This window comes from Brevundimonas sp. BR2-1 (assembly GCF_037626195.1).
Lineage (GTDB): Bacteria > Pseudomonadota > Alphaproteobacteria > Caulobacterales > Caulobacteraceae > Brevundimonas.
Genome location: NZ_JARKMV010000001.1, coordinates 1,689,252 through 1,708,313, shown reverse-complemented (window position 1 = coordinate 1,708,313; position 19,062 = coordinate 1,689,252). Strand labels below are relative to the sequence as shown.

At 66.9% G+C, this 19,062-nt stretch carries 17 protein-coding genes and 1 pseudogene; 7 read left to right on the top strand and 11 right to left on the bottom strand.

From position 1 onward, the window contains the following. Positions 1 to 25 precede the first annotated feature (25 nt). Both dapF and BrevBR_RS08525 read left to right on the top strand, forming a co-directional pair. Positions 26 to 859, top strand: a complete 834-nt coding sequence (dapF, locus tag BrevBR_RS08530; protein WP_340000628.1) for a diaminopimelate epimerase — start codon at positions 26 to 28, stop codon at positions 857 to 859. 838 nt (positions 860 to 1,697) lie between these two features. Continuing rightward, positions 1,698 to 3,977: an NADP-dependent malic enzyme gene (locus BrevBR_RS08525; RefSeq protein ID WP_332638883.1), complete on the top strand. Its 2,280-nt coding sequence runs from the start codon at positions 1,698 to 1,700 to the stop codon at positions 3,975 to 3,977. On the opposite strand, the gene BrevBR_RS08520 is transcribed toward BrevBR_RS08525, so the two are convergent. The 3 genes and pseudogenes from BrevBR_RS08520 to BrevBR_RS08510 form a co-directional block, all read right to left on the bottom strand. Continuing rightward, a complete protein-coding gene (locus tag BrevBR_RS08520; protein ID WP_340000627.1) occupies positions 3,974 to 5,332 on the bottom strand; it encodes an AmpG family muropeptide MFS transporter in 1,359 nt (452 codons plus the stop codon). The genes BrevBR_RS08525 and BrevBR_RS08520 overlap by 4 nt on opposite strands. Positions 5,333 to 5,367: 35 nt before the next feature. Further along, a complete protein-coding gene (locus BrevBR_RS08515) occupies positions 5,368 to 6,906 on the bottom strand; it encodes a response regulator (RefSeq protein ID WP_340000626.1) in 1,539 nt (512 codons plus the stop codon). 72 nt (positions 6,907 to 6,978) lie between these two features. Then, positions 6,979 to 7,539, bottom strand: a pseudogene (locus tag BrevBR_RS08510) (ATP-binding protein); the annotation flags it as partial. A gap of 118 nt (positions 7,540 to 7,657) precedes the next feature. On the opposite strand from BrevBR_RS08510, the gene BrevBR_RS16555 reads away from it, so the two are divergent. After that, positions 7,658 to 7,969: a helix-turn-helix domain-containing protein gene (locus tag BrevBR_RS16555; RefSeq protein WP_445214750.1), complete on the top strand. Its 312-nt coding sequence runs from the start codon at positions 7,658 to 7,660 to the stop codon at positions 7,967 to 7,969. A gap of 109 nt (positions 7,970 to 8,078) precedes the next feature. Here the strand turns inward: BrevBR_RS16555 and BrevBR_RS08505 are convergent, their stop codons facing one another. Beyond that, positions 8,079 to 8,426, bottom strand: a complete 348-nt coding sequence (locus BrevBR_RS08505; protein WP_340000625.1) for a hypothetical protein — start codon at positions 8,424 to 8,426, stop codon at positions 8,079 to 8,081. A 964-nt stretch (positions 8,427 to 9,390) separates the two neighbouring features. Here BrevBR_RS08505 and BrevBR_RS08500 point away from each other — a divergent pair. From BrevBR_RS08500 to BrevBR_RS08485, 4 genes are all read left to right on the top strand, one after another. After that, entirely contained in the window at positions 9,391 to 9,645 is a 255-nt protein-coding gene (locus BrevBR_RS08500) for a hypothetical protein (protein ID WP_340000624.1), read from the top strand. A 545-nt stretch (positions 9,646 to 10,190) separates the two neighbouring features. Further along, the gene (locus tag BrevBR_RS08495) at positions 10,191 to 10,496 is read left to right on the top strand and encodes a hypothetical protein (RefSeq protein WP_340000591.1); all 306 of its coding nucleotides are present in this window, start codon (positions 10,191 to 10,193) and stop codon (positions 10,494 to 10,496) included. A 193-nt stretch (positions 10,497 to 10,689) separates the two neighbouring features. Continuing rightward, the gene (bamE, locus tag BrevBR_RS08490) at positions 10,690 to 10,911 is read left to right on the top strand and encodes an outer membrane protein assembly factor BamE domain-containing protein (protein WP_340000623.1); all 222 of its coding nucleotides are present in this window, start codon (positions 10,690 to 10,692) and stop codon (positions 10,909 to 10,911) included. A gap of 375 nt (positions 10,912 to 11,286) precedes the next feature. After that, on the top strand, positions 11,287 to 11,604 hold the full coding sequence (locus tag BrevBR_RS08485) for a hypothetical protein (protein WP_340000621.1): 318 nt from the start codon (positions 11,287 to 11,289) through the stop codon (positions 11,602 to 11,604). A gap of 63 nt (positions 11,605 to 11,667) precedes the next feature. Here the strand turns inward: BrevBR_RS08485 and virB11 are convergent, their stop codons facing one another. Genes virB11 through BrevBR_RS08450 form a run of 7 tightly spaced genes read right to left on the bottom strand, consistent with a single transcriptional unit; the run spans position 11,668 to position 19,059 of the window. Further along, positions 11,668 to 12,666, bottom strand: coding sequence for a P-type DNA transfer ATPase VirB11 (virB11, locus tag BrevBR_RS08480; RefSeq protein WP_340000620.1), 999 nt, complete (start codon positions 12,664 to 12,666; stop codon positions 11,668 to 11,670). Then, positions 12,663 to 13,760 (bottom strand): TrbI/VirB10 family protein, encoded by a 1,098-nt coding sequence (locus tag BrevBR_RS08475; RefSeq protein WP_340000619.1) that lies wholly within the window; start codon positions 13,758 to 13,760, stop codon positions 12,663 to 12,665. The genes virB11 and BrevBR_RS08475 overlap by 4 nt, the downstream gene beginning before the upstream one ends. Continuing rightward, positions 13,757 to 14,440 (bottom strand): TrbG/VirB9 family P-type conjugative transfer protein, encoded by a 684-nt coding sequence (locus BrevBR_RS08470; protein WP_340000618.1) that lies wholly within the window; start codon positions 14,438 to 14,440, stop codon positions 13,757 to 13,759. The genes BrevBR_RS08475 and BrevBR_RS08470 overlap by 4 nt, the downstream gene beginning before the upstream one ends. Next, positions 14,437 to 15,207, bottom strand: coding sequence for a virB8 family protein (locus tag BrevBR_RS08465; protein ID WP_340000617.1), 771 nt, complete (start codon positions 15,205 to 15,207; stop codon positions 14,437 to 14,439). Before BrevBR_RS08465 ends, BrevBR_RS08470 begins: the two co-directional genes overlap by 4 nt. Next, a complete protein-coding gene (locus BrevBR_RS08460; protein ID WP_340000616.1) occupies positions 15,204 to 16,424 on the bottom strand; it encodes a type IV secretion system protein in 1,221 nt (406 codons plus the stop codon). Before BrevBR_RS08460 ends, BrevBR_RS08465 begins: the two co-directional genes overlap by 4 nt. Continuing rightward, positions 16,424 to 18,796, bottom strand: coding sequence for a VirB4 family type IV secretion/conjugal transfer ATPase (locus BrevBR_RS08455; protein WP_340000615.1), 2,373 nt, complete (start codon positions 18,794 to 18,796; stop codon positions 16,424 to 16,426). Before BrevBR_RS08455 ends, BrevBR_RS08460 begins: the two co-directional genes overlap by 1 nt. Then, on the bottom strand, positions 18,775 to 19,059 hold the full coding sequence (locus tag BrevBR_RS08450) for a type IV secretion system protein VirB3 (protein ID WP_340000614.1): 285 nt from the start codon (positions 19,057 to 19,059) through the stop codon (positions 18,775 to 18,777). The genes BrevBR_RS08455 and BrevBR_RS08450 overlap by 22 nt, the downstream gene beginning before the upstream one ends. Positions 19,060 to 19,062: the final 3 nt, after the last annotated feature.

The following is a 19,062-nucleotide window of genomic DNA, read 5'->3' as shown; positions in this document are numbered from 1 at the left end:
AGTCCGTCTCTATATCGGAACCGAGATGACCCGTCCCTTCGTCAAGATGAACGGCGCCGGCAACGACTTTGTCGTCGTCAATGCCCTGGAAACGCCGTTCGCCCCGACGGCCGATCAGGCGCGCGCCATCGCCGACCGCGAAACCGGCGAGGGCTGCGACCAGCTGATCGCCATCGAACCTTCCGAAACGGGCGACGCCTTCATGCGGGTCTGGAACACCGACGGCGGTCAGGTCGAGACCTGCGGCAACGCCCTGCGCTGCGTCGGCTGGATGCTGCTGCAGTCGACCAGCAAGGACCAGGTCGTGATCGACACCCTGGGCGGCCCCGCCGCGGCGCGGCGCGAGCCCGACGGCCGGATCACCGTCGACATGGGCGCGCCCCGTCTGGACTGGAAACAGATCCCGCTGGACGAGGCCATGGACACCCGCGGCATCGAGCTTCAGGTCGGGCCCATCGACGATCCCGTCCTGCATACGCCGGGCGCCGTCTCCATGGGCAATCCCCACGTCGTCTTCTTCCTCGACCATGCGCCCAACGACGGCTTCGTGCGCGGCGCCGGTTCGCTGGTCGAGCACCACCCGCGCTTCCCCGAGGGCGTCAACGTCGGCTTCGCCCATGTCACAGCGCCGGACCACATCCGCCTGCGCGTCTGGGAACGCGGCGCGGGTCTCACCAAGGCCTGCGGCACCGGCGCCTGCGCCGCCCTCGTCGCCTCCGCCCGCCGCGGTCTCACCGGCCGCGCCGCCACCGTCGAGGTCGACGGGGGAGAGCTGTTCGTGTCGTGGGACGAGGCCACGGACCATGTTCTGATGACGGGGCCGGTGGTCGTCGAACGGACGGGGACGCTGTCGGTGTGAATTCCCCTCTCCCTGTGGGAGAGGGCTTGAGCGCACGACGGCTTCGCCGTCGTCCTTGCGCGAAAGGGTGAGGGCCGCCTGTCCCGGGGCGGCTTCGCCGCTTCCGCCAGCCGCCCCTCATCCGGCCCTCCGGGCCACCTTCTCCCAACGGGAGAAGGATCAGGGATCGCGTTTGTATAGTCGCATTGGCGGAAAAACATCCCGCCTTTCCAGCCGCTTCTGCTTTTGAGACCCCGTTCTCCTGCGCACCCCCTCCCGGCGCCCGCATAATGGCTGCATCCCGTCGCGGGGGAGGGCGTCTGGCGCCAGGGCCAATCACGTGCGGCGGGGTGCGATCGAGCGGGAAACGTCGTCCCGGAATCGTCGCCCGGACCCTTGCGCGGCTCATACCTGCGGCTTGTGGAATAACGGGGGCGTGGGGGCGGCGGACTGCCCGGGGTGTCGAAACCCCGGGGCCCGGGAGGCCTGGAAGCCTTCCGCCCGTCGCGAGCGTACGACGGACAGGGATGAATGCGGCGAAAAGGCCGGGGTGGGAAAGTCCCGAAAGCCCCGCAGGCCGCCTTGATGAAGCCCGCCCCCGTCGGCTTGCGTGAACCGGTCGCGCGGAGCGAAGGCGGCGACGCCGAAAACTATTCACGGTCCCCGCAAAGCGAAAGCAGGGGACCATCATTCGGTTCCGGGCGAAGCCGCCCGCGCTCCGCCACCTCCCCGACTTTTCCGCGGAAACGCTGAAAAGCGCTTCAGCCTGTCCGGTCTTTGAAAACCGAACCCTGCCCCCTGTCGTCATCCCTCCCCCTCACCGGTTGTCCCCGCCCGCCCGGGCCTTTAGGAACAGTCCATGCCCGACCTGACCGACAAACAGACCTTCTCCGACGAAGACGCGCTGGAGTTCCACCGCAGCCCCACGCCGGGCAAGATCTCCATGGCGCCGACCAAGCCCATGGCGACCCAGCTGGACCTGTCGCTGGCCTATTCGCCGGGCGTCGCCATTCCGGTGCTGGCCATCGCCGCCGATGTGGACAAGGCCTACGACTACACCTCCAAGGGCAATCTGGTCGCCGTCATCTCCAACGGCACGGCCATTCTCGGCCTCGGCAATCTCGGCCACATGGCCTCCAAGCCGGTGATGGAGGGCAAGTCCGTCCTGTTCAAACGTTTCGCCGACGTCGACAGCTTCGACGTCGAGGTCAAGACCACCGATCCGGACGAGTTCATCACCGTCGTCAAGAACATCGGCGACACCTGGGGCGGCATCAACCTGGAGGACATCAAGTCCCCCGAGTGCTTTGAAATCGAGAGCCAGCTGCAGGACCTGCTGGACATCCCGGTCTTCCACGACGACCAGCACGGCACCGCCATCATCTCGACCGCCGGCCTGATCAACGCCGCCCATATCGCCGGCAAGAAGCTGCAGGATCTCAAGGTCGTCCTGTCCGGAGCCGGCGCCGCGGGCCTGTCGTCCATCAGCCTGATGAAGGCCGCCGGCGTCCGCGCCGAGAACACCGTCATCGTCGACCGCGAAGGCGTCGTCTACCGGGGCCGCGCCAACGTCGACCAGTGGAAGGCCGCCCACGCCACCGACACCCCCCACCGCACGCTCGCCGAGGCCATGGTCGGCGCCGATGTCGTGCTGGGCCTGTCGGCCAAGGGCGCCATCACCAAGGAGATGGTGGCCTCCATGGCCCCCAATCCGATCATCTTCGCCATGGCCAATCCGGACCCGGAGATCACCCCCGAGGACGTGCTGTCCGTCCGCACCGACGCCATCATCGCCACCGGCCGCTCCGACTACGTCAACCAGGTCAACAACGTTCTGGCCTTCCCCTATCTGTTCCGCGGCGCGCTCGACGTCCGCGCCCGGCAGATTAACCACGAGATGAAGGTGGCCTGCGCCCAGGCTCTCGCGGCCTTGGCGCGCGAGGACGTGCCGGACGAGGTCGCCGCCGCCTATCGCGGCCGCAAGCTGAAATTCGGCCGCGACTACATCATTCCGACGCCGTTCGACCCGCGCCTGATCTGGTACATCCCGCCCTTCGTCGCCAGGGCGGCGATGGACAGCGGCGTGGCCCGCAAGCCGATCGAGGACATGGACGCCTACCGGATCCAGCTGCGCTCGCGGCTCGATCCGTCCGCCGCCCTGATGCAGAACATCTCGGCCGCGGTGCGCGCCGGCCCCAACAAGCGGGTCGTGTTCGCCGAGGGCGAGGAAACCGCCGTCATCCGCGCCGCCTGGGGCTTCAAACAGGCCGAACTGGGCACGCCGATCCTGATCGGCCGCGAGGAGCTGATCCGCAAGAACGCCGCCGAGGCCGGACTGAATTTCGACGACATGGGCATCCAGATCGTCAACGCCCGGGTCTCGGAACACAACGCCGACTACACCGACTGGCTCTATGAGCGTCTGCAGCGCCGCGGCTATCTGAAGCGCGACGTGCAGCGGATGATCAACCAGGACCGCAACTATTTCGCCGCCGCCATGTGCGCCCGCGGCCAGGCCGACTGCATGGTCACCGGCGTGACCCGCAATTTCAACATGGTGCTGAAGGAGGTCCGGCGCGTCCTCGACGTGAAGAACCGCATGATCGGCATGTCGATCCTGCTGGCCAAGGGGCGCACCCTGTTCGTCGCCGACACCTCGATCCACGAACTTCCGAACGCGGAGGAACTGGCCGAGATCGCCATCCAGGCCGCCGAGACGGTGCGCAAGCTGGGCAAGACCCCGCGCGTCGCCTTCCTGTCCTATTCGACCTTCGGCAACCCTCCGGGCGACCGCGGCGAGAAGGTGCGCGAGGCGATCCGCATCCTCGATCAGCGCGGCTGTGATTTCGAGTATGAGGGCGAGATGCCGCCCGAACTGGCCCTCGATCCGGAGGCGCGCGCCGCCTACCCGTTCATGCGCCTGACCGGCCACGCCAATGTGCTGGTCATGCCGGCGATCCATTCGGCCGCCATCTCGACGCGTCTGGTCCAGCAGCTGGGCGGGGCCACGGTGATCGGTCCCCTGCTGGTCGGGCTCGAGAAGTCGGTCCAGATCGTCTCGCTGGGCGCCTCGGTGTCCGAGATCATCACCGCCGCCACCTTCGCCGCCTATGACGAAGGGGCCGTGGCGGAGGGTTAGGCCGCCCCCATCTCCCGCGCCAGCCGGAGATTCCGGACGTGCAGGAGCCAGCACAGAAGCACCGCCGGGATGCCGACGGCGGCGGTTCCCGCGAAGAACAGGGCGTAGGCGTGCATGAGGTCGCGGCCAGGCTGCAACGCCTCCACGACGGCGCCCGAAAAGCCCTTCAGGAATTTCCCGAGCAGGGCGTAGAACGAACTGAGCAGGGCGTACTGGGTGGCGGTGTAACCGATCGAGGTCAGGCTGCCCATGTAGGCGACCAGGGCCGCGCCCGCGAAACCCTCCGAGAAATTCTCGACGAACAGCACGCCCGCGAAGGCGGGGGTGGACAGTCCGACCACGGCCAGCAGCGTGTAACCGAGGTTGGACATCGGCCCGACCACGGCGCCGATGAGCAGGGTCGGCCCGAACCCGAACCGGATCGCGCTCAGGCCGCCCGCGGCGATGCCCAGCAGGGTGCCCGCCAGTCCGGCGCTGAGCCTCATGGCCCCGATCGCCTCCTTGGTCAGGCCGAGATCGACGTAGAACGGGCCGGTCATCGGTCCCATGACGAAGTCCGGCAGGCGATAGAGGCTGATCGCCGCGAGCATCAGGAAGGCGGCCGTCCGGTGGGTCTTCAGAAAGGCGAGGAACGGGCCGACCACGATGTCGAACAGCCCACGGGGCGTCCACGGCGACTTGCCGCCCAGCGCCGCCGACAGGTCGCGCCGGTCGACCGGCTCCTTCGCGAACAGGGTGGCGGTCACGGCGAGGCCCATGGCCAGACCCCAGACGCCATAGGACGCAGCCCAGCCTATTCCGCCGGCCACGAACAGGATCAGGGCGTTGCCGCCGAGGATGGCGAAGCGGTAGCCCAACTGGAACGCCGAGGTCAGCAGACCCTGATCCTCGTCGTTCTCCGCGGATTCGATGCGCCAGGCGTCCGCGACAATGTCCTGGGTGGCGGCCGAAAAGGCCGTGGCCAGGGCGGCGACGCCGAGCAGGGTCAGGCCGCCGCCGGGACCGATCAGCGCCATGGCGATCAGCGAGGCCCCGACCATGAGCTGGGACAGCAGGAGCCAGCCGCGTCGGCGGCCGAGACGGCCAAGGATCGGCACATCGACGCGGTCAACCAGCGGGGCCCACAGGAATTTGAAGGAATAGGCCAGGCCGACCCAGGAGATGAAGCCGATCGCCGCCAGCTCGACGCCGTCCTCACGCAGCCACAGACCCAGGGTATTGCCGACCAGCATGAACGGCAGGCCCGAGCCCAGGCCGATCAGCAGGGTGATTAGGATGCGCGGACGCGTAAGCGCCCTGAACACGTCGAGCGCGCCGTCCTTGCGCGGCGCGGCTTGCGTGGGGTTGTCGGCCATGGATGCGTCCCTGAAGGCGACGCCCCCGCGCCGCTCTATGCGACGGCGACCTTGGCGCGCTCCGCGCGGTTCGTCCAGCGGGCGAGCGAAGACCGCAGGCTTTCCAGCTCCAGCGGCTTGACCAGATGATCGTCCATCCCCGCCTCCAGACAGGTCCGGCGGTCCTCGGCGAAGGCGTGGGCGGTCAGGGCCACGATCGGCGTCCTGTCGCCCCTGGCGCGAATGGCGCGGGCCGCGCTGGGCCCGTCCATCCCGGGCATCCGCATGTCCATGAAGACCAGGTCGTAGCGGGCCCGTTTCATCGCATCGACGGCCTCGTAGCCGCTGGCCGCCGTCTCGACGGCGCAGCCCTCGCGGCGCAGCAGGGTCGCGGCCAGCAGGGCGCCGACCGGATTGTCCTCGACCAGCAGAACCCGCGTGCCCGAGAACCGGGTCGTCGCCACGCGATCGTCCTCGGGCGGCGGCGGGGGCGGCAGGCCGGGCTGCTGCGGAGCGCGTGTCCCGGCTGCGGCCAGCACCCGTTCGGCCACCGAGGCGCGCCGCAGGGGCTTGATCAGATAGCCGTGGAAGCCGGCGCCCTTGTAGCGGGCGATCAGGTCCCGCTCGGACGGCTTCAGCAGGATGACGCCGCGGCCCTGGGCGGGCCGCGCGGCCATGCCTGATCCGGCGGCGCGGGCCGCATGATCGATCAGGGCCACGTCCGCGTCGGCCTTGAACCGGCCGCCGGACGCCTCGATCTGGGCGATGGCTGCAGACTTCACGAACGGGTCCGGGCTGATCACATTGACCGTACGGCCTTCCAGCGAGCGGGTGCGCACGGCGCCTTTCACGGCGGGGAAGGCGGCCTCGAAGCGGAAGCGCGCGCCGGGGCCGTCGGGCCGGTCGGCGACCGTGACGGTCCCCTTCATCGCCGCCGCCAGTTTCGAGACGACGGCCAGACCGAGGCCCGCGCCGCCGAACCGGCTGGCGTCCGAGGCGTCGACGTGGCCGAACTCCTCAAAGATCCGCTTGCGCGCCTCGACCGGCACGCCGGGGCCGGTGTCGTCGATGATGAAGGCCAGTTTCGGCCGCGACGCCACGCCGTTGACCCGCTCGACCGTGATGCGCACGCCGCCGCTCTCGGTGAATTTCACCGCATTGCCGGCCAGGTTGAACAGCACCTGCCGCAGGCGGCCCTCGTCGCCGATGATGTCCACGGCGTCGGCCGCGACCGACCAGACAATCTCCAGCCCCTTGTCGTGGGCCTTCGGGCTCAGCAGTTCGGTGACCCCGCGAACCAGCGCCTCCAGATCGACCGGCGCCGCGTCGAATTCCAGCTTGCCCGCTTCCAGCCGGGCATAGTCCAGCAGGTCGTTGACCAGACCCAGCAGATGTTCGGCCGAAGACCGCGCCGCCTCGGCATAGGCACGCTGCGCGCCGTCCAGCCGCGTGCGTTGCAGGAGGCCCAGCATGCCGATGACGCCGTTCAGGGGCGTCCGCATCTCATGGCTCATCAGGCGGAGGAACTGCTGTTCGGGCGCCTCGCCCTCCACCGGTCTTGCGTCCGCCGGTTCCGTCTTCACTCGCCGCGCCATTCTGGCCTCCAGCCCCACCCAACCCGGCGTAAAACATGCGGCTGCAGGGGTTAACGCCCGCTCAAAAGTCCTTCAGAAAACAGCAGCGTCAGCGTGATGCGGCGTCCGCCGCTCGAAATCGCCCTGCGCCCCGACCGTCGAGCGGCGATAGACCAGGGCCTCGGCGATGTGCCGGCGCAGCACCCCGTCGCAGCCGTCCAGATCGGCGATGGTGCGGGCCAGTCGCAGGGTGCGGGTCCAGCCGCGCGCCGTCAGTCCGCCGGCTTCCCCGGCGCGCATCAGCAGCGCCCGGCCCGGCTCGTCCGGCGTCGCGAACCGGTCCAGAGTCTCGCCCGAGGCCCGGGCGTTGACGGCCTGGTCGCGGGCGGCGGCCGGATCGATCCCGGCGGCGCGCAGCCGGTCCTCCTGCATGGCGCGGGCGGCGGCGACGCGGGCCGCGGCCTCGGCCGTGCCCTCTGCGGGCGGCGGCAGGGCCATGTCGGAGGCCGTGACCGGCGGCGTCTCGACGGTCAGGTCGATGCGGTCGAACATCGGGCCCGAGATGCGGTTCTGGTAGTCGCGCTGACAACGCGGAGCCTTGCCGCACGCCCCCTTGCCCCCGCCTCCGACGCCGCAGCGGCATGCTCGTGTTGCCTTTTTGCTATCTGGCATTTCGCTCCGCCGGACCGCGCCCCGGCCCAAACGGGCTCTGCAGCCAGACGCGAGTTTGGGCGCGCGGCTAGGTTTTCGTCGTCACGCACTGGGGCACCGAATGATCGACGCTGCTCAGATTGTTGGCATCGACCCCAAGACCTGGATGTGGTGGGAGCGAGATGAGCGAGAGCCCTACGTCCATCAGTATCCCGCAATCATCAGGTACCTCGCCTATGAGCCATGGCCAGAGCCGGTCACCTCCGGGGAGCAACTCCTAGCACACCGTCGGCGACACGGTTTGTCGATAAAGCGAGCAGCCGAAATAGCGGGCGTTGACGAAGGCACGTTCGGCCGGTGGGAAAGCGGCGAATGGAAACCCCAGCCACGGTCGTTGCCACTGGTCGCCCGGTTCCTTGATTACTCTGGATGATCTCGGACCCTCCAGGTCCGCTATGTGGCAGAAGCGGGCATCGAGCTGCGACCGATGCGGATATTCGTGTGGGACCAACCTGAAGTCTGCTCCCGACCCAAAGTGGGCCCTATCGTTCAAAATCTGCCGGATACTCGTTGGCCGAAATGACGACCTCTTCCGCTTGACCATCTGCATCGACGAACTGATGCCCGGTTGAGTTCAGGAGGGGACCGATCAGGTCTGCGGTTCGACGTAGAGTGTCTTTGCAACACTCCCAAGAGATGACGGCGTCCGACCTGACATGTGACCTGCCAGCCTCGGCGGAGACCATGATCGTTATCGTGTTCTCCCCATGCCCGACCTGAACGGTATGCCGGTCTTTATCGAGCGAGCGAACCTGATCCAATAAGACAGCCATATCGGCATTGTCTCCCCAGAGCAGCAGGATCGCCGAGCCGTTGAAATCGTCGAACATCCGGGCTTGAAGCATCGGGCACGCTACCGCGCCAAACTTCCGCTAACCACCCTCGGGCGGATGTCGGCTTCCGACCCATAGCGGACGTGGGGAGATTGGGTATTCTCTCGCAAAGGGAGGGCCGCATGTCAGCACCAGACCACGACGATCCAAAGTCCAAACTACGGCTTAAGCTGCGGCCCATGCGGGGGTCAGACGCCGGCTTCGCAATCGCCAGCGGCATAGGCCTGTTGGGAATGTGCCTGTCCCTGCTCGCGCTTCTTATAAGTCTGTGGCCCGGCGGTGCTGTCAGTGGAAATCGCGCTTGGGCGGTAGTTTTCGCATTGGGATTTGGCTTGTCGGCGGTTCTCTTTAACTGGCTGAGGAAGCTGATACGACGCGCCCAGTAAACGTCCGCGTCCCACCCCGAGGTGACGTCCGTTTTCCGACCCATTGCGGACTCCGGTTTCGGAATAGCTCTCAGCGCGCAGCAGCTCGCTCGAAGTCGCCCAGAGCGAAGCGTGGTGTGGCGCAGGCGCTTGTAGACATTCTGTTGCCCTGCCTCTTGGCGAGAACGAGAACATCTCGTGATTGAACGAAGTCTATGCCGCAGGTGGCGCCCCAAGAGCCGGGCGCGTGCGTGATCCGCTGAACGTCGTGGTGAGCTCCCTTCAGTGTGCGAGAGACATTGAACTCTGTCACCACGTAACCGTCGCGCCCCGTTGTAGAGGATATCGCCTGCCCTACGAACGCGACGTCTGCGAAGCCGAGTTGATCCGAGGCACTTCTCCAGTATGGGCAGGAACACGCCCACGCCACTCCGGCGATCAGCGCCAACGCAGTTGCACAGATCAGCGTGGAGATGATGCGCATGTCGGCAAGATAGCAGGGCCACAGCGTTCACCAAAGTCCGCTGTCCACTCCGAGGCGACAGTCTGCTCCGACCCGTTGCGGACATGGGCATGTTAGAAGCTATGATCGCAGGATGCCGGAGATCATCTACGTGAAGCCGGGTGAGGAATTGCCAGACATCGGCGACGATCAATCGTGGCTATTTATCGAGGCAACTGACAACGGACTGTTCTACGGCACGGGCTACTCGTGGAAGGGGGACGGCGAAGGACTGGGCTACTGCTCGTTACCCGAGGATGACGTTTCGCTTGAGGCGGCACTAGCTCCGGCGACGGAATGGGCGACGGAACACGGCGTCCCGACCATCTGGGTCCAAGCCAACCCTTAGGTCTGCTAACCACCCCAGGGCGACGGTCGGCTCCGACCCGTTGCGGACGTTAACGATTGTAGAAGCGAACCACGGCGGGCATCATCGTCTGATGCCCGGAAGATCTCCAAGAACGCCGCAAGACAAGAAGGCGCTCAGCTACGCGAAAGACCGACGCAACACATATGGCGAGAACGATAAGTCGTCTCGCAAGGCGATCCCGGCGCGAAAGGCTGGAGAGAGCAGGAAGGTCCGACGCAAGGCCAATCAGGCGCTCACCGTCGTTGAACGCCTCGACGATGAGGCCGCTAATGTGGTCGAAAGCTCCCTGAAACAAGACATTGAGCGCGTGGGCGGGTGGACCAAAAGCCCGGACGAACCATTGGCCACCTACCTTCAGCTACAGGAGCGTCGTAGGTCTTGGCGTGATCTCGCTCCAAACCGCACGCGGTCGGACGAACCGGACGGCAGCTAACCACCCTCAGGTGACCTTCCGCTCCCGACCCAAGGCGGTCATTGCGAAATGGCTGAGCTTACCTACTTCCTAGCTTCGACGGAGGGTGGATATGACTGAACGCGCCGTCAATATCGACAAGAGTTGGGCGGTCGCGATCATTGCCACGGTCGCCTTCTTCTGTCCGTGGGTCATGCCTTACCAGGTCACGATGCATTATTCGGGCAGGCTGGTCCTTTGGCCCGCATTCGCGATCTATGGCGGGCTGTTGGCTCTGTGGTTGTGGGTTTGGATTGCGTCCATGAAAACGACCCGCGTTCCCGCGCCGTTGGCCCTCGTCAGCTTTTTGATGACTGCCTATCCGCTCTTCATCGCCTCTCAACAGTGGCGGTGCCTGACGGGTGAATGTTTCTGGTAGCCAGCGCCCGCTTCACCCATAGGCAAAGGTCGGCTCCCGACCCATTGCGGACAATCACCCAGACTGACAGCATCCTCGTATGCGCGCTCTCATCCTCTTCGCCTGCCTGGTCGTAACTGGTTGCGGGTCGCAAAGACCGTTTGATCAAGAGCGGTGGCGGAACGCTGACCTAGAGACGCGCGAGCGCGCTCACATGGTCGCCAGCTTTCTTGAGGAGCACCCTCTCAAGGGTATGACCCGCGCTGAAGTGGTTGAACTGCTCGGCCCGCCAACGCCGACCGACAAGTGGGAAGGGACCGAGATGATCTATGTCCTGGGGCCAGATGGAGGCCTCATGGCTATCGACCACGAGTGGCTGTTGATTGAGCTGGATCAGCAAGGTCGAGTTACTACCTTCGAGGTCGTGTCGGACTGACAGTCGCTTCTCGCCTTCGACCGAAGGTCAGCTCTCGACCCATTGCCGGCATTACGTTGCCGGCTACACTGCGATCATGCCTGCTTGGTTAGCCCTACCCCTCACTATGCTCAGCGCGTTCATCACCGTTCTCTCGTTGGTGGACACCAATGAGGCCGCACGGACGGGACGGCTCCGGCTGCGGAGACCTCCAGCAAAGCTAAGCTCCTCGACGCACCCTGTCTGACGGTTACTGGCGACCAGATGCCACCAACATTCCTCTACCTATTGGCGCTCTGCGCATGGCTCTGTCTGGCGTTCTTGGTGTGGCTAGTATCCGTCTGCCTCTTAGTCCTGCCGATGACGAAGCGGTTTGCGGGACCCCTGGCATCCGCCATGGCTTTCACGTTTCCGGCGGTAATCGTTTTCCAACTCGCCGCACTGCCCTTGGCGGCGATCATCATGGGTGTGGCCTTGCTCGCCATGCGCCTTGTAGACCCTACGAGTAGTCCAGAGACCTCTAATCCCACCGTCATCGGGATAGGGTTTATTCTGATATTGGCAGAGTTCGCGATCTTCGGCGGAATGTCGCTTCTCGGGTTTTTCGAAGGTTGGCGCACCGGGTGGTTGGTCGCCAAAGGCCAAGGGCTGCGCGACGTGATTTCGCGAGGATTGTCGGCGCGACTGCTCAACATCTTCAAGCGTCGCCGATAGAACCCAACGTCCGCTTTCCACCCATTGCGGACCTTCAGCAGGTCCGCTTTCGAGAGCATGGCGTCACCTCTCAGCTCTCAACGCAATCTCCGACACGCTCCGCCGGCCGGCTTTACGAGAGAGCTGCACGAACACGTCTATCGTCGAGCGGATGTAGTGGATGACATCCTCCCGGCGAAGCGTGGTCCCGCCCTGCAGGACGAGAAGGGCGATCTGCTCGATCGCCCTTTCCGGACTGTCCGCATGCACGGTCGTCATCGATCCGGGGTGACCGGTATTGACCGCGCGTAGGAAGGTGTACGCCTCCGGCCCGCGCAGTTCGCCCAGGATGATCCGATCGGGCCGCATGCGCAGCGAGGCATTCAACAGATCCTCAGCGGTGACCAGCGCTTCGCCGAGCGCGCTGCGGGGCGCGATGAGGCCGATAGAATTGGCGTGACGCAGGTGAAGTTCGGGCGTGTCTTCGATGAAGATCAGCCGCTCGTCCTGCGGAATCTCCTTGATCAGTGCGTTCAGGAAGGTCGTTTTTCCGGTCGAGGTGCCCCCCGATATCAGGATGTTCCGACGGCCTTTTACGGCCGCGCCCAGCAGGCCGACGACGTCGCCGGTTTGCTGCCGTTCGCGCAGTTCAGCATCCAGGTCGGTCTCGTGCCGTGACCCACCCAGGAGGGCGGACTCAAAGGCGCCCGCGGCGACGTAGTCTTCCAGCCCCAGATCGGAGGAGACGTGCTTGCGGATCGCCAGCACGATGCCGCCCCGCGTGGCCGGAGGGATGATGATCTGCACTCGCTCGCCGCTTGGTAAGGCCGCCGACAAGATCGGGTGTTCGCGATTGATGCCCTGATGGGCGAAGGCCGCGATCTGGCGGGCCAGCCGATCCAAAGCCGCTTTGTTCAGACCGGTGACCGCGTGCCGCTCGATGCGGCCGCCCAAGGTCTCAGCCCAGCATTCCTCCGGCGCGTTGACGTAGATGTCAGTGACATCCGTCCGGGCGAGAATGCCGGCGAAGGGCGCGAGGTAGCTTTGCAGATAGACTTGGCCTTCGGGAAGGACGCCTTTCACTGCCGTGCCTCGCCGGACGAGAACTCCAGATCGCGTGCAACCAGAACTGCGACCCGGGCGCCGGCGTCCACGCGAAGCGTGGGCTGTCCGTTCGATCCTGTTGTCGCGGTGGCCGGCGCTGTCACCGCTCCCGTCGCCGAGACGATCACGGGCGCGTCTCCGCCGATGCTGCGAGTGACCAGGGCGCTTCCGATATTCATCGTCGATTGCAGGAGCGCCGAGCTGAACCTCTCCAGGAAATGACTGTCGACACGTCCCTGAACCCCGGCCCGTCCCTGCATGTCCGCGGCGGGCGAAGCGAGGGCCACGGAAACACCATCAGGCCGCACCAGGCGCGTCCATTGCACCAGGGCGCGGCCCTGCCCCGGCGCCATGTCCGATTGATAGTCCCCGAACAGCCGGGTCCCGCGGGGAATGAGAATCTGACGGCCGTCGAATCCGGTGATGTCGCGGGAGACGATCGCCCTGACGTGCCCCGGTCGCGTCGAGTCCAGCGCGGTCTCCAGGACCGCCGGGATGAGCGTGCCCTGGGGCACCGTCATCGCCTGACGGCGAAGCCGGGTCGTGCGGACCGGATCATTTGCTCCAGCCGCGGCACCCTCGGCCCCGCCCCCCCCTTGGGCAGGCGCTGTCGTATCGACCACCAGGACCACGCCTGTCCCGCCGCCCTGCGCCACAACCGGCACGGGCGCTGGCGCAGGTCCCGGGGGCGCAAAGGCCGGCGCCGGAAAATTGGGCAGAGGCGCTGACGGGGCGGACGCCCTAGGGATCTGCGCGACGACCGCAGGCGGCGGGGTCGCGACCGGAACTTCGGGCGCCGCCGGGAGAGGCGGCGGAGGCGGCGGTTCCGGCGGCAGGTAGAGCGGCGGCAGGTGAGCGGGCATGCTGACCCGATCGACCGACCTGGCCTGGGTGGTCGGCGCCGTGGCGGCCCGCCGCTGGCCGTCGAGGACGGCGAATAGCAAGACGCCCCCGAGGACGACGCCGCCGAACAGCAACCAGGTCGGCGCCGGACCGCGACGCCGGGCGACCATCGGGCGGATGTCCGCCGCGGCCGTGTCCGCGGGACGCGCGCTGTCGGGGCCGAGCGTCACCGGGGAGGCCTGGTGCTGGTGCGTCTGGCCCGCGCGGTCCGCCCGTCCACCCGGAAGAGGAGCGTCCGGTGAACCGCGTCGATCACATACAGGCCGTTGCGCATGTGGCCCTCCACCAGCAGTTCCTCGCCGTCCTCGTCTATAGCGAAGACGGCTGGAATCGCCTGCTGATCGCGCCATTCGATGGAGGTGCGCACGCCGTCGTCGCTGACCGCGACCGGACGGACCGACCGCGCGCCGCTCAGGCGGTATCGTCCGACGCTGAGTTGCGCGCCGGCTTCCGCTGCCGACAGCGCGGCTGCGGGGTAGGCGAAACGCACGGTGAAGGGCGTGTCGGCGCCCGGCGCATAGGCCGACGACAGTTCGAAATTATAGACCCGGGCGTCGGTGATGACCGTCATGTTGGTCGCGCTGTTCTGCCGAAGCGGCTTGATGAAGAGGGCGTCGCCCCGCCCGTTGAGCGTCACCTGCCAACCGTCGCTGTCGCCGATCCCGACATTCTCCACTCGCTCCTGGGGGCTCAGGATGACGGTCGACTGATAGCCGGTCGCGACCCGCAGCCGAAACACCTGGCCGGCGTCGTAGGCGATCGTCCGCAGCCGGGCGTCCACTGGCGCGGGCGGTGTCTGCGCCATGACCGGCGCGGCCAGCAACAGGACCAGAAGAAGGAACCGCTTCACGGCGTTACGCCCGGCCCCGCCAGGGCGGTTTCGGCCTCGATCGGCTCGGCCATGGACAGGTCGGGTGCGAGCGCCGGCTCCACTGCGGGCAGGGCTTCCGGGTCGCGGCGGTATTCGACCACCTGAAAGCCCAGCGGATTGAGGAAGCGGTCCTCGGCGGACATGGGCTCGCCCGAGAACCGGTACTGGACGATGGCCACCCACGGCATCGGCGGCTGATGCTGCCCACCCTCGTCGCGGCGGACGGTTTCGAAGCGCACGAGAGCGGACTGGGCGTCGAGTCGGGACACGCTCTTGACCCGGGTCTCGACGATCGAGCTTCGCGGGTACAGGGTCAACGGCCCGTCAAGGTTCGAGGCCTGCATCAGGTTCAGATAGTCGCTGCGCGCTCGCTCGGCCGACCACAGACCCACCTTCTCGTAGTTGGTCTGCAGGGTGGCGATATCGAAGCTTTCGCGCGCGATGACGTACTGGACGAGCATGGACTGGACCAGGGCCCGGTCCGGGGTGATCTGACCCGGGTCGAGCGGTTTGAGCGCCTGGACGAAGCCCGTGGTGCGGTCCACCATCAGCGTATAAGGCACGACGGTCTTGAGCGGCATCAGCGCGATCAGGGCGATGGCTTCCGACACGGCCACGGCTACAGCGGCGGCCGCGACGAACCAGGCGATCCGGCGCGATTTTCGCAGCGCTTCGATCTGGTCCGTGGCCCAGCTTCCGGCCTCACGATAGTAGGCGTTCAGCGCTTCGCGGCTGGTCTTTTTCATGAACGGCGGTCCCGAAGCGCGGCCCCGAGAGATTTCCGCGGCTGGGTCCGGCGCAGGATCTGACCCATGGCCGGGAGGGTGAAGGCGTCGGCGAAGGCCGAGGCTCGAACGCGGGCGGACGGCGCACGCCCGGACGATCTGGAAGACGCTGACGCCTGGGCCGCCAGCTCGCGGCGCTGGGCGGCGAACAGGGCGTCGGCGACGGCGTGGGCGCGCGGCGCGGGACGCTCGGCCGCTGGCGGCGGCGAGACTGTCAGGACCGGTTCAGGGGCGGCCTGAAACAGCGACGGCGCGACCGCGCCCTGGCGCTGGACGCGCGATAGGTCCAACATGAATGCGAGCCGCAGGACCATCGCCAGAGACCCGGCGAGGGCCAGGGCGAAGCCGAGGCACAGGATCAGCAGTTCGACCGGCGCCGTCGCCGTGATCGTCCTGGCCTGGCGCAGCGCGGTCACCTGCGCCAGCCACGGTTCGAGCAGAGCCAGCTCGACGCCGAGCAGGATCGTCACCACGGTCGAGGCCAGCAGGGCGAAAACCAAAGTCCGCGCCCAGCCGATGACGAGACCGCGCGCCAGGTCGAACAGGAGCAGGCCGGCGAACAGCGGCGCCAGGGCCAGCAGGACGCCGACCGTCAGCCTGACGACGGCGAAGGCCGCCACAGTGCTGGCCAGGAAGACCAGGCGCGCGATCCCGAAGGCCGGGTCGTCCGCGATCGGCGTGCGCCGGGGCGGCTGCCCCGGAACGGCGTCGCCCGGCGGCGTCAGGGCCGTGACGTCGCTTCGGCCCGTGCCGAGGTTGATCAGACGCGTGATCGCGACATCGGCGGCCTGCAGGCGGCCGACCAGATCGCCGTCGGCGCCGGGCAGCCGGGCCGATCCGCCGATGGCCGCGCTCAGCTGCGCCGGGCCGTCGACGACGACGTCATAGACGACGGTGCGATACGCCGGCCAACTGGTCGCGATCGTCAGCACCACGCCGATCTTGACCACCGCCATCACCCCGTCGCGCAAGGCCGGCGTCTCGCCGAGCATCATGCGCAGGCCGAACAGGGCGACGAAGATCGTCAGCAGGGCCGTCAGGACCATCGCAATCGGCGAGCCCGGATCGGCCAGAAGCTGATAGCCGGCCGCACCGAGCGTCTCGCCCTGACAGTCGATGTGGCGCAGCAAGGCCGTGAGGAAGGCGTCGCCGGTGGAGAGGGCCGGGCAGGTCGCCATCACGCGCGCTCCAGCAAGGGCGACATCCAGTCCGCCGGATCGTCACCGACCGCAGCGCGGACCTCGTCAAGCACGCGGACTGTCCGCTCGCGGCCCGACAGGATGGTCAGGACATCGGTCTCGCCCGACAGATCCAGACGGGCGACCACACTCTCGCCGCCGCGCTTGATAAGGAAACAGTGCGCGCTGTCCGGCAGGGTGCGGATCAGATCCAGTTCATGGGGAGTGAGCCCGAAGCCCTGAATATAATCCTCGGCCCGCGCCTTGGCGTTGACCATGAAGATTTGGGTGGCGGCCTGTTCGATGATGGCGCTGGCGATGCGGCTCTCCAGCGCGTCCTGGGCGCTCTGGGTCGCGAAACCCACGATCCCGTTGCGTTTGCGGATGGTCTTTTCCCAGTCCTTGATACGGCGCACGAAGACGTCGTCGTCCAGCGCCTTCCAGCCTTCGTCCACGACGATGATCGCCGGCGAACCGTCCAGCCGTTCCTCCACGCGATGGAAGAGATACATCATCGCCGGGGTGCGGACGGCGGGGTCGTCGAGCAGCACCGTCATGTCGAAGCCGACGGTCTCGACCGACAGGTCGGTCAGGTCTTCGGGGTTGTCGAACAACCAGGCCCGGTCGCCCTTCCCCCACCAGGGGCGCAGGCGCGACCACAGGTCTTCGGCGTGGGGCCGCTGGTCGCCGCGGAACAGCTCGACCAGATGTCTCAAACGACGATGCGCGAGCGGCTGGTCGAAATTGGCGCTGACCGCATCCCGGATCCGCGCCAGGTCATTCACGTCGGCGCCGCCGGCCAGCTGGCTCAGCCAGTCGACCAGGAAACCGCGGTTGGCCGGCGTGTCCTCCAGCTGGAGGGGGTTGAGCCCCGAGGCCTGGCCCGGACGGAGCACGTCGTACCGGCCGCCGATGGCGCGGATGAACAGCTCCGCCCCGCGATCCTTGTCGAAGAAGATGATGCGGGGATTCAGCTTGCGGGCCTGGGCCAGCAGGAAGTTGAGAACCACCGTCTTGCCCGACCCGGACGGGCCGATCACCGTGAAATTGCCGAGATCGCCCTGGTGGAAGTTGAAGAAATAGGGCCCTGCGGCCGTGGTCTCCAGCAGGGTGATGGCGTCGCCCCAATGCGATCCGGTCGCCGCTCCCAGCGGAAAATTGTGCGCGCTCGCGAGGCCGGCGAAATTGTTCGTCGACACCAGTCCGCGCCGGGCGATGTATTTGAAGTTGGCCGGAAACTGGGCCCAGAAGGCCGGCTCCAGGGCGATGTCCTCGCGAACGGCGACAATGCCCATATCCGCCAGACTGGCCGTCACCTCCGCGACCGCCGCGTCGACCGCAGCGGGCGTCGCCCCGCGCACGGCGATGGTCATGTGATGCTCGCCATAGCCCGCCCGCCCGGCCGCGACATCGTCCTTGGCCTGGGCGAGTTCGCCGCGCAGGGAGATCGCCTCGTCCTCGGCCGAACGCATGCGGCGCAGGGCCAGGTTCATCCGCTCCAGCGCGGCGCCTCGCTCCACGAAGGCGAACGACTGGGTGATGGTCAGTTCGAACGGCAGGCGCAGCAGCTCGTCGAACATGCCCGGGGCGCTGAAGGCCGGATAGTCCTTGATCGAGACCAGGCCCAGGAAGCTGCGGGGAACATGTCCGGCCGCCGACAGCTCCACCGCCTCCTGGCCGAAACTGACTCGGCGATACGGCAGATACGCCCCCAGATCCTGATGCGGCAGCAGCACGGGCCGCTGTTCGCCGTTGTAGAGCTCCGACAGGAACTCCAGCGGTTCGGAGCAGACGCCGTCGGGGGTCTCGTAGACCCCCAGAAGGCGGGGCGCATAGTCGCCCAGCGCCGCGATCAGGGCGTCCCGGCCCGCATCCAGCTGCGACAGTTCCCAGGCCTGGGCGGCGCCCGCTTCCTCGCCGGCGCGAACGAACCAGTTGCGCACCTGATCCGCCACACCGATCCGTCCCTGCAGCGGGCGGCGGACCAGCGTCAAATAGAGGTCGTTGACGAACAGCTCTTTCGTGGCGAGCCGGTCGGCCCAGCGGTCCCCGAGCGTCTGCGAAAACCCGTCCGGATAGGCCGCGTGCAGATCGATCTCTGCTCGTCGCCGGACGACGTGGTGATAGAGGGCGAACCGCGAAGAGCCGATGGCGCGCAGCATCGCGTCGCGCAGGGTCTTGCGATAGTTGAGCTCGCTGGTGTCGGCGGTTTCGAACAGCAGGCCCCGCAAACGGATGGTTTGCAGCAGCAAGCCGTCCCGCGTCTCCAGCGTGCAATCGTTGACGTGCCGGGCGTAGGGCAGATGCGCCCCTGCCGGCTGTTCACGCCTTACGGTGCGAGCCCCCTGGCTCAGGGACGGTAGGAGTTGCATCGCCAGATGTGGTGGTTGCGCACGCGGGGGCATCGGCCGATCCGCATCAGCCACAGATCGATCGTCCGGGGCTCGCGCAGGCAGAGCAGTACGCCGGCGCCGTGTATGACCAAGGCGATCGGAAGCACCCAGACCGAGCGGAAGATCAGAAACAGCTCCGCGGCGATCACGGCATTGATGACGAAATAGTTGTACGTGACGCCCGCGAACATCTGCGGCCGGGTCAGGGCTGTGAACAGAGGGGTGCGTTCCAGGTGTTCCAAGGC

Coding starts and splice junctions, on each gene's coding strand:
- dapF (WP_340000628.1), top strand. CDS start 26: ATGACCCGTCCCTTCGTCAAGATGAACGGCGCCGGCAACGACTTTGTC.
- BrevBR_RS08525 (WP_332638883.1), top strand. CDS start 1,698: ATGCCCGACCTGACCGACAAACAGACCTTCTCCGACGAAGACGCGCTG.
- BrevBR_RS08520 (WP_340000627.1), bottom strand. CDS start 5,332: ATGGCCGACAACCCCACGCAAGCCGCGCCGCGCAAGGACGGCGCGCTC.
- BrevBR_RS08515 (WP_340000626.1), bottom strand. CDS start 6,906: ATGGCGCGGCGAGTGAAGACGGAACCGGCGGACGCAAGACCGGTGGAG.
- BrevBR_RS16555 (WP_445214750.1), top strand. CDS start 7,658: ATGATCGACGCTGCTCAGATTGTTGGCATCGACCCCAAGACCTGGATG.
- BrevBR_RS08505 (WP_340000625.1), bottom strand. CDS start 8,426: ATGTTCGACGATTTCAACGGCTCGGCGATCCTGCTGCTCTGGGGAGAC.
- BrevBR_RS08500 (WP_340000624.1), top strand. CDS start 9,391: ATGCCGGAGATCATCTACGTGAAGCCGGGTGAGGAATTGCCAGACATC.
- BrevBR_RS08495 (WP_340000591.1), top strand. CDS start 10,191: ATGACTGAACGCGCCGTCAATATCGACAAGAGTTGGGCGGTCGCGATC.
- bamE (WP_340000623.1), top strand. CDS start 10,690: ATGGTCGCCAGCTTTCTTGAGGAGCACCCTCTCAAGGGTATGACCCGC.
- BrevBR_RS08485 (WP_340000621.1), top strand. CDS start 11,287: ATGGCTTTCACGTTTCCGGCGGTAATCGTTTTCCAACTCGCCGCACTG.
- BrevBR_RS08465 (WP_340000617.1), bottom strand. CDS start 15,207: ATGAAAAAGACCAGCCGCGAAGCGCTGAACGCCTACTATCGTGAGGCC.
- BrevBR_RS08460 (WP_340000616.1), bottom strand. CDS start 16,424: ATGGCGACCTGCCCGGCCCTCTCCACCGGCGACGCCTTCCTCACGGCC.
- BrevBR_RS08455 (WP_340000615.1), bottom strand. CDS start 18,796: ATGCAACTCCTACCGTCCCTGAGCCAGGGGGCTCGCACCGTAAGGCGT.